The sequence below is a fragment of the Tahibacter sp. genome, assembly GCF_032229445.1.
Lineage (GTDB): Bacteria > Pseudomonadota > Gammaproteobacteria > Xanthomonadales > Rhodanobacteraceae > Tahibacter.
The window spans coordinates 1-9,871 of record NZ_JAVTWC010000066.1; the positions used below are offsets into that span (position 1 = coordinate 1).

7 protein-coding genes and 1 pseudogene are annotated in these 9,871 nt (G+C 63.8%); 4 read left to right on the forward strand and 4 right to left on the reverse strand.

Annotated elements, in window-relative coordinates:
* Window positions 1–199 precede the first annotated feature (199 nt).
* The 3 genes from RUU78_RS12760 to RUU78_RS12770 all read right to left on the reverse strand — a co-directional run bounded on the left by RUU78_RS12760 (window position 200) and on the right by RUU78_RS12770 (window position 4,554).
* Window positions 200–2,638 carry a serine/threonine-protein kinase gene (locus RUU78_RS12760; protein ID WP_313917156.1) on the reverse strand — a complete coding sequence of 813 codons (2,439 nt, stop codon included), beginning with the start codon at window positions 2,636–2,638 and terminating at the stop codon, window positions 200–202.
* A gap of 165 nt (window positions 2,639–2,803) precedes the next feature.
* The gene (locus RUU78_RS12765) at window positions 2,804–3,397 is read right to left on the reverse strand and encodes an ECF-type sigma factor (protein WP_313917158.1); all 594 of its coding nucleotides are present in this window, start codon (window positions 3,395–3,397) and stop codon (window positions 2,804–2,806) included.
* 146 nt (window positions 3,398–3,543) lie between these two features.
* Entirely contained in the window at window positions 3,544–4,554 is a 1,011-nt protein-coding gene (locus RUU78_RS12770; protein WP_313917160.1) for an AraC family transcriptional regulator ligand-binding domain-containing protein, read from the reverse strand.
* A 236-nt stretch (window positions 4,555–4,790) separates the two neighbouring features.
* Here RUU78_RS12770 and RUU78_RS12775 point away from each other — a divergent pair, with 236 nt between their 5' ends.
* The 4 genes and pseudogenes from RUU78_RS12775 to RUU78_RS12790 all read left to right on the forward strand — a co-directional run.
* Complete coding sequence (locus RUU78_RS12775; RefSeq protein WP_313917162.1) at window positions 4,791–5,471, forward strand: sterol desaturase family protein; 681 nt, start codon at window positions 4,791–4,793, stop codon at window positions 5,469–5,471.
* 48 nt (window positions 5,472–5,519) lie between these two features.
* Window positions 5,520–5,978, forward strand: a complete 459-nt coding sequence (locus RUU78_RS12780) for an SRPBCC family protein (RefSeq protein WP_313917163.1) — start codon at window positions 5,520–5,522, stop codon at window positions 5,976–5,978.
* A gap of 261 nt (window positions 5,979–6,239) precedes the next feature.
* On the forward strand, window positions 6,240–7,736 hold the full coding sequence (locus tag RUU78_RS12785) for a TIGR03032 family protein (RefSeq protein WP_313917165.1): 1,497 nt from the start codon (window positions 6,240–6,242) through the stop codon (window positions 7,734–7,736).
* A 66-nt stretch (window positions 7,737–7,802) separates the two neighbouring features.
* A pseudogene (locus tag RUU78_RS12790) lies at window positions 7,803–7,931 on the forward strand (IS5/IS1182 family transposase); the annotation flags it as partial.
* 281 nt (window positions 7,932–8,212) lie between these two features.
* Here the strand turns inward: RUU78_RS12790 and RUU78_RS12795 are convergent.
* On the reverse strand, window positions 8,213–9,697 hold the full coding sequence (locus RUU78_RS12795) for a hypothetical protein (RefSeq protein WP_313917167.1): 1,485 nt from the start codon (window positions 9,695–9,697) through the stop codon (window positions 8,213–8,215).
* Window positions 9,698–9,871 lie beyond the last annotated feature (174 nt).

The window sequence follows — 9,871 nt, forward strand, 5'->3', positions numbered from 1 at the left end:
CAAATCATGGATGTCCCCGATCTCTCAAATCATGGATGTCCCCGATCTCTTGCCCGATCTCTGATGTCCCCGATCTCTTGCCCGATCTCTGCGTGCCTACGCAGACACCGGTTCGACCGCTCGAGGACTGCCATGTGCTTCCCGGCTCCGAACGATGCACGCTCACCCGACGGCCAGACGTTGCGGGCCGGCGCCATGCCTACCGCAGCAGCAGCTCCGCCGAGGGCATCAGCAATGCGACAAACAGCTTGGTCGGCGCGTCGACGGCGTCGACGCGCGCGCGCTCCATGGCGTTGCGCAATGCGGCACGATGCGTGTCGCTGGGCTCATTGCCCTGCACGGCGCAAGCGCGCACGAAGCCAGAGAGCACATCGAGGTCGGGATCGTCGATCTCCGGATGCCGCGCCGCCATGCCCAATGCGCTGTCTACGGTCCTGATGGCTTCGGCGTAGTTCTTTGTGCGAACGAGATTGTGCGCGAGCAGGGCGCGGAACAGATAGAGCGCGCCGCTGGTGTCCTTGGCTTGAATCTCGCCTATTCGCAATGCTTCGCGGTAATGTGTCTGAGCGAAGGCGTCCTCACCTCTTCGTGCGTACAGGTTAGCCAAGTTGAAGTGCGAACCGCCGACACTGAAAGCATCGTCACCGAGCAACTGCCGGGAGATTCGCAAGCTTTCGATTGAATGCTTCTTGGCTTCGTCAAAACGCTCTTCCAGTTCCATCGCGTTCGAGTACTGGTTCAGCGCAGCGGCATAGGGAAGGGTCTCCTGGCCGTAGAGTTGCCGGGTGATGGCCATTGCCTCCGCGGCGAGCGCGATCGCGTCGGCATTGCGCTCCACATAGGTCGCGATGCTCGCCAGATAGATGAGCGTCGTCAGCAACTCGGGATGCGTGTTGGTATAAACCTTGCGCTGATCGGCAAGCAGGCTTGCACCAACGGCCCAAGCCTCCACGCGATCTTCCTTTTGCAGGTAAGCATCGGCAAGCTCGCGGCGTGCGGAGAACCTGATCTTCTCGCTGGCATTCGAGGCCGACGCGATCAGATTTCGCAGCACGACGATGGCCTCATCGGGCTTGCTTTCGTACTTCAACAGCATCGCATCGAGCAATTGCAGTCGAGCTCGTTGTTCGGCGCTCTGCGCGTGCGCAGTGGCTGTGCTGTGCGCGGCGCGCGCGAGGTCGAGCCGGGAAAGCAGCATCAGCGCCTCCGCACGCGTCCCTTCCATGTCCGCAAGAACCTCGTCGTGCGTCGATCCAGAGCCGGTATTCGCCGCATCGAGCAGCGAAACGGCCTCCTTCGGCAGACCGAGCTGAAGATTGATGCGGGCGAGTGTTGCAACGATGCGCGCCCGGGTCGCCGGCTGATCGTGCAGCGAAGCCAGGGCCTGCTTGCCGACCTGATCGAACACTTCGCGCGCCGTCAGTTCCTTGCCCTGGGCGTTGCTCGGATCGACCGACTCCAGTGCGTCCAGGATGACGCCGGTGACGCTCTCGGCGCGCACGCGCTCGGACTGGGTGCTCAGATACTGCCTTGACAACAGCGCAGCAGCTGCCAGGACGAGTACGACGAACATCGAAGCCGTGACGATAGCCGTCCGGTGTCGATGGAAAAAGCGCGTTGCGCGGTAGAAACCGGAGCCTTCGCGCGCTTCGACCGGATAGCCGCGCAGGTGGCGTCGCACGTCGGCGGCAAACTCGTCGACGCTGCGATAGCGCTGCTGGGGATTCTTGCGCAAAGCCATCGCGGTTATTGCGTCGAGATCGCCGCGCAGCTGTTTTGCCTCTGTCGCTGCAGCGCGCCGGCTGGGCGGCAACGGCTCTTCCTCGATGACCCGGCGCTGCGCCTGGGCGGGAGCAAGGCCGTCCAGATTGTGGGCCGGGTGGCCGCACAGCATCTCGTACAGCAAGGTGCCGAGACCGTAGACGTCGCAGGCGACGGTGATTTTCTGACCCAGTAGTTGTTCCGGTGCCGCATTTCTCAGCGAGAAATACTGTTGCGCGGTACCCGTGTTCTCGATATCGATATTGCCCAGGCGACCGACGAGCGGTTTGGCGATACCAAAGTCGAGCAGTTTGGGGGCTCCGTTCAGATCGACAAGAATGTTGCTTGGCTTGATGTCACGATGAACGACGAGATTCTGGTGCGCATACGACACCGCCTCGCAGATGAGCAGGAAAAGTTGCAGCGTCTGTGGCACGTCGAGATGGCGTTCCCGCTGGAATTCGATCAGCGGGGTGCCGCGCACATACTCCATGATCACGTACGGCGCGCCATCTGGCAGTTCGCCCAGGTCGTGAAGCATGGCGATATTCGGATGCTGCAGCAGTGCCAACACCTGCCCTTCAAGGCGGAATCGCGCCAGCCCAGCCGAATCGAGGCGCCACGCGTGGAGCGTCTTGATGGCCACCTTCTGCACGGCGCCACCGTCGACACGCTCGGCCAGATAGACGCTGCCCATACCGCCGTGGCCTAGCACGCGCTCGATCCTGAACCCGCCGATTTTCTGGCCGATCCAGCCCGATGGCGACGTCGCCTTTGCGTCCATGGCGCGCCGGGCGGTTGCGTTTGCATGACGGCCGTCGGCGCTAACCAGGTCTTCCAGTTGTCGGCGCGTCTCGTCGTCGATGTCGCGCTGCATGGCGAGATAGTCGCCGCGCTCGTTCTCCGGAAGCTCGACGAGCGTGTTGAAGATCTGTTTCAGGCGAAGAAACGGATTTCCGGTCATAAGCATTCCGCGGTCAGCAGCTGAGTCGGTTGTGAAAGGCCGACCACTGTCTCGGCCGCTTTCCGCTGGCGCAATTCGTCATTTGCGTACGGTATCGGTGGCAGACTCGAGCCGGTCCGCCAGCCATGCCTTCGCAAACCGCCAATCGCGCACCACGGTGGCGCGGGAAACATCCATCGCGGTGGCAATTTCATCGGTGGTCATGCCGGAGAAGAATTTGAGCTCGACTACTTGGGCACTCGCGGCATCAACCTCTTCGAGCACGGTCATCGCCTCGTCCACGGCGAGCCAGTCCACACTGAGATCAATACAGTCGTCGACGATATCGTCGGCAATTTCATCAAGCGTGGCAAAGGGCAGACCGCCGCCGCGCTTGTCGCTGTTTCGAGCACGCAGGTAGTCAATGACGAAGTGACGCGTCGCGCGCGCGGCCACGGCGAAGAAATGACCGCGATCCTGGAACTCGATCGCCTCGTTGCGGCTCAGGCGCAGGTAGGTTTCGTGCGCCAGTTCGGTCGCGCTCAAGGTAAGGTCGGCGCCACGCAGCCGCGCGCGGGCGATGTCGCGCAGGGCGGGATAGATGGTGCGCAGCAGCTCGGGTTCGGCAGCACGGTCGCCCTCGCGCCAGCGGGCGAGCAAGGCGGTGATGCCAGGCGTGGATTCGGCGGACATAGCGGCCGTAGAAGTCGGGATAGGCAATGTTCCGCGATGAGGAGGGCCGCGTCGAGGGCATCGGGCTTCGCTTCGCGACAACCGCCAGGAAGTACCGACGCACCGAGCCGTGCCGCACACCAACGCATCATCGACCGCAGGCTGCGCTACCGGTCGACAACCCGCCGCCACTCCCCCGCTGTCTTGCCGAACCACCGCCTTGACGCGCGACTGAGACTGCTCGCATCGTGATACCCCATCTGCCGCGCGGCTTCGTCGAGCGATACGCCGGCTCTCAGCAGCGTCTCCAGCGCGTCGCGGCGTGCGTTGTCGACGAGCGCAGTCCAGGGCTGCCCTTCCTGCTGCAATGCGCGTTGCAGCGCGCGCACACTCATGCCTAGCGCCTGCGCGAGGTCGTCGATGCGCATCGCGCCGCTGGTGCGTGCGGCCAGCCATTGCTTGGCGAATGCGGTGACGGAGCCGGCTTGCGGCAGACCGGCGAGCTGGCGGTCGAGCAGTTCGCAGTGGATGCGATGGAGATCGGCGTCGGCCTGCGGCAGGCGTCGTGTGAGTTCGGCGGCGGGTAGTCGCAGCGCGTGGGCCGGTGCGTTGAACTGCACCTCGCAGCCGAAGAAATGGCGGTAGGTTTTGCCATCACCTAGCGGCGCATGCCGGAACGCGACGGCAGTCGGCATGAGCGAACGCTCGGACAGTCCGCGCGCCATGACGAGGATGCCGCCGACGATCGCTTCCACTTGTTGCGGCAGCAATCGCACGCGCCGCAGTTGCTCGGTGTAGACGATGGCGATGTCGCCGTCGGCCTGCGGTTGCGCGGTCAGCGCGCCGGATTCGCTGACGAGCCGGTAGTAGCGCAGCATCAGTGACAGCGCCGCGTGCAGCGACGCGCTCGTCATGGCAGCGAGACCCAGCGCGCGAAACGTGGACGGTCGCGCCGCCGCGGCGACTTTGAGACCCAACAGCGGATCGCCGGTCAGCGCGAGGCCGTGTTGCCAGATGCGCTGGACGATTTCGGGAGCGATGCGGCCGTTGGGATCGTCGAGCGCCGCCGTGTCCAGATGCAAGGCAGCGACTATCGCGCGCACGTCCACGCCCTGGACGTCGAGCACGCCGAGCAGCGTTCGGACATAGGGATTGGAGACGGTACGCGGATCGAGCATGCGGGGTGCCTGCGGAGTTGGCGCGAAATGTCAATCGCGCGCGCAGCGCTGTCAATGCGCCGCGTGTACGACTGGCCGATGATCGGCACCAGCGTGGCGGGTGTGCGCCGCGCGCCGGTAGTCGATTCGCATCGGGCCTGCCGCTGCGCACGACCGCCGACTGACCAGCGACGCCCTGGACGCTACCGGCGAACCGCTGTCGCCGCACCGTGCCGCCACGAACACCGGAGCACCGCATGACCCACGACACCGAAGCCTTCCGCGCCCGCTACCGCAGTGGCATCAGCCGCTGGTACAACGCCTGGCTGCACGGCGGCTTCGTGGTCGCGTTCGGCGTGGCGGCGCTGACGCTGCTGATCAGCCGGCTCGACACGGTGCGCGCGTGGGAGTGGCTGGCGATCCCGCTGGGGCTCGTCGTGTTCAACGTGGGCGAGTACACGGTGCATCGCCGCTACGGACACCACAAGCATCGCATCGGCGCGCTGTTCTACAGGCGCCACACGGGCGACCACCACAGCTTCTTCGTCGCCGGGCGGATGCGCTACGAGCAGGCGCGCGACTGGCGCGTGATCTTTTTCCCGGCCTGGCTCATCGTGCTGTTCTGCGCGGGCCTGGCACCGGCCTACGCAGCGATCGCGCTGTTCAGCACCAACGTCGCCGCGCTGTTCTGCGCGACGCTGCTCGGCGGCTATCTGACCTACGAAGTGTTCCACGCCTGCGAGCATCTGCCGGCGCACCACCCGCTCGCAAAACTGCCGTGGATCCGCCAGATGCGGCGCCTGCACGAACTGCATCACCGTCGCGATCTCATGCAGGCGTGCAACTTCAATCTCGTGTTCCCGCTGACCGACTGGCTGCGCGGCACCTTGCGCTGGGAACCGGAAGATCCTCAATCATCTCGTGTGCAGCCGCGCTGATCGCGCAGTCGCTCTCAGCCGCGCCACTCCCACCCGGAAACCACGCCCATGCCGATCCACATCAGCCACACGCCGCTCGCGACCACGCCGCAGCGCGCCTACGACTACCTCACGATGCCATCATGCTGGCACGAGTGGCACGCGGCCTCGATGGGTACGATCCCGGACACGCGCGTGTCGCAGCCCGCGGGTGCGACGTTCGAGGAAAACATCCGCACCGCCGGATTCCGGCGCCGCCTGCATTGGCGCGTCATCGATGCACAGCGCCCGGATCGGTGGGAAGCGACAGCCACGATGGACGACGGCAGCCGCGTGCGCCTGCGCTACGACTTCGCCGCCGACGGCAACGGCACGATCTTCACGCGCACGCTGGACTATGCAGTGCAGCCGCTATGGCTGCGCGCCGTCGATGCGCTGTTCGGACGCTTCCGGATCCGCCGCGAATCCGCGGTGGCGCTAGCCGCGCTGCAACAGCGCTTCGTGCACGGCGGCACAGCGGCGCGCTAAGAGCGCCTGGCAATAATGTGGTGATGCTACGCCAAGCCGAGAGCTTCGAGCCCTCCCCTTCAAGGGAAAATTGGGCGGGGATGGGGTGTTCGCGTGATGTAGGGAGCGTGGCGTAAAACGCTGTATTGGCCGTAGCAGAAGCGCGTTTCTCCCGACAAAGCAACATCAACCCGTCCCCCCCCCATGTGGAGATCTGGTGCGCGGCCTAAGGGCAACGCTGTTTTCCGTTACTGCAGTGCAAACGAAGGTGTGTTGGCCTGCATGACGTATGTCGACCTGAACCCGATCAGGGCAGATTTTCGCGTCAGACCTGAACTCGTCGTCGCATACGTCGATTCGCCGACGTTTGCAAAACTTGCCGATGCCGCGCGAGGCGTTGCAGCCGGTGCCAGGAGCGCGGGCGGCGAACTGTCGCCGAGCAGCGACGAGCATGTGTTGATCGTCGAGTGGAAGGAATCCCGGCTTTATCCAGGCAACCGTGGACGGCATGGACAGTGGCTGCCAGCAGCCTTCACCATGCGCGTCCGATGCCAGCTACATTGGTCGCTCGTGCATCCATCGAGGTGCGCGGGCAGCCCCCCGCACCCATCCGGAATGATTGCCATGCACACGATCGAGCCCGCCGCCCACGACCCCTCAGCGCCCGCGTTGGACGCGACGGCGCACGAATGCGCGAGCGCACCGGCGATGACGCTGACCAGCGTCCACACGAGCAACTTTCCGGACCTGCTGCGGCAGTTGAACGGATGCCTCGTGGTGAGTACCTACCAAGCTGGCAAGCTGGTGATCCTGCGTCCCGATGGGGCGACGATCAACACACACTTCCGCGCCTTCAATCGCCCGATGGGCATGGCGGCCGACGGTGAGCGTCTGGCACTCGGCACCAACATCGAGATCGCCGAGTTCCGCAACATGCCCGCCGTCGCCAAGCGGCTCAATGATCCGCCGCGCCACGATGCGGTCTACCTCGCGCGTCGCGGCCATATTACTGGTGCGATCGACATCCACGAGATGGCCTGGGATGGCAAGGGCGATCTCTGGTTCGTCAACACGCTGTTCTCTTGCCTGTGCACGCTCGATGCGGAATCAAGCTTCGTGCCCCGCTGGCGGCCAAGCTTCGTCAGCCATCTGGCACCCGAGGATCGATGCCATCTGAATGGCCTCGCGATGCGTGATGGCAAGCCGCGCTATCTCACCGCGCTGGGCGAGACCAACACGCCGATGGGCTGGCGCGCCAACAAGCGCGATGGCGGATTGGTCATCGACATGCAGTCGAACAAGGTGATCGCGCGCGGACTGTCGATGCCGCATTCACCGCGTTGGCACGACGGCAAGTTATGGGTGCTCGAATCGGGGCGCGGCGCGCTGGTGACGATCGAGCCGGCGACTGGCAAAAAGACCGACATCGCGCGGGTGCCGGGCTTCGCTCGCGGGCTCGATTTCCTCGGGCCGGTGGCCTTCATCGGACTTTCACAGCTGCGTGAAAGCAACGCATTCACCGAGATCCCGATCACCGAAGACAACAGTGACCGATTGTCGGGGGTATGGGCCGTGCATACTGGCACCGGCAGCACGATTGGATTGCTGAAGTTCACTGGCGGCGTGCAGGAAATATTCGCCGTGCAGACGCTGCCCGGCATTGTGTTTCCCGAGATCATCCACGAAGGCGCGATGCTGGCGACCGCATACGCGCTGCCGGATGTTGCGTTAAAGGACGTGCAGTTCTCCGCGTCGATTCCGGCAACGGACAGGCCATAGCGCGTGCGCACACCTCTATCGCAGGACCCGTCCTGCGATAGGAACGTGGATGCATGGAGCGTTTCGAAGCGCAGCAATGACACGCACGCTTCGACGACAGACCCGGATGCCCGCCTGATCCGCCAGGGCAAAGGCAAGGAAGCAAAACCGAGCTACCTGGTTGACGCTCTGATGGAAAACCGCAATGGCCTTGCTGGTTGTCATGCCCCCGGTACCGGATAGCGCGATGGAGCGCTGGCCCTGGTCGATACACATCTCACATCCGGAGCCACGCGCGGCGCCGACCAGGCGCTGCGACACGCGCGACTTCGTCGCTCCGTTGAAGCAGCGCGGCATCGCCGCGCACCGGCGAGGTCGAGCTTCTCAAGAGCCCGCCAGGGCGGCATTCAATCGCTGTTCTGGATTGATTTGGGCTGTACCTGCACGTCGCATTCGTGGCGCATGGGCCCGCGGCAACGCCCCTGTGCCGTGTCAATCTAGCCCGTCGGACAAGCACTGATTCTCACGTCGTCCAGTGACCATGCTGTCGTTCGTGCAGGAATACGGTTGTCGCTACCAAGCCTGAAACGCAGTCGCACTTTCGCGCCAGCGTACGGTTGCAGGTCAACCACCGTCTTGCGCCATTCCTGCGGACTGCCACACCAGGCTTTTCTTGCCCCCAGTGGATTGCTGAACAGACTTGCGATGGTGCCATCGTACGGGTCGCTCAGAATGCCGACGGACACTGGAGCCCAGGCAGCACCGTTCACTCCGATCTCGAGCGTGATTCCGTCCAGGCAGCTGCTACCTTGCGATGGCAGCGCGCGATGATTTCGGAATTGCAGGGACAAGGTGTTCAGCCCGATTGACGGGAGATTGATCGATGGTGAAACCAGCCATTGATCATTGATTGCATCGGGGTTGTCGGCTACCCAGGCAAAACCACCGCTGTGAACCAGTTCCGCACTGCGTCGCCAGGTGTTGTTGTGGCCCGCCGCCGCACCGGAACTCCAGCCCGCCACGCCCTGCTCAATGTCATCGCTGAAAACCGTGATGGCGGGAATGTCGAGCGCACAGTCGCCGGGCTGAGATGCAGTGATGAACGCTCTTGCGTCGGCAGCGATCTCGAAATCATCGCGGAAAATGGTGTCGCCGGCAGGTGTGACGAGGCTTTCGCCACAGGCGTTGGTTGCCACGACGCGCCACCAGTAGCTGCGACTGGAAGCCAGCGGTGCGTCATCAGGCACCGTCCACGCGGTACCGTTGACTTCAGGCGCCATGACTATGTTCTTGAAGTAGGGATCGGTCGAGATTTCGAGTCGATAGACATGCGCACCTGCGACCGGATTCCAGGTGAAGGTCGGGGTCGCTTCAGTCACCGCTGCGACGGCAGGCGTCAGCAACTCGGGTTCGCCCGGACGCTCGGCATAGACCGAAAGTGGCAGCGACAGCGAACGCGTCTGCTGGCCCGACTGACCATCGACGCGGATCAGATGTTCGCCAACCGACGCAGCCCCGTTGGCGCTGACGACGAGCGCTGTCGATCCCGGAGGCGATACTGGATTGTCAGTGAATGACAGCGCCAGCTCGCTTGCGCTGGTGGCCTGCAGCTGGACCGGACTGGCAAAGCCGAGAATCGAACCCAGTTGCAACGGCACCTGGGACGGCGTATCCACACAGGCCTGCGGCCGCGCCTGATCACTGCTCAGGCGGAACTCCGGTTGCGCAGTGCAGTTGTAGCAAACCACAGCGAAGTCCTGGCTGGCTCCATCACCTGTTCCTGGAACGCCGATCCCCGCGATGTTGTGTGCGTCTACCGTGATACCCATGCTGCCGGCCATGCCCGCCGGAAGGAAGACCGCTTCGTAGTTGTTGAAGCGATCCGCCGCACCGCCGGGGATGCTCCAACCACCATTAAACCGGTTCCCGCGCCAGATATCGTTCTGACCGGATGCCACGATGCTCAGATCTAGATCGTTCACCTGCGGTTGCACCCCGACCATGCCCGGTGCGTCTGTCCAGGCAAGCGTGATACGTACTGGCTTGGTCGGGTCCGACGCAGCCCAAGTCGCTTGCCATTGCTCGCCGCTATCATGAAAGATGAAGCTGCCCCGCTATTCCGGAGATCAAGAACGCGAGTGCGTTGGTGTCGTTAG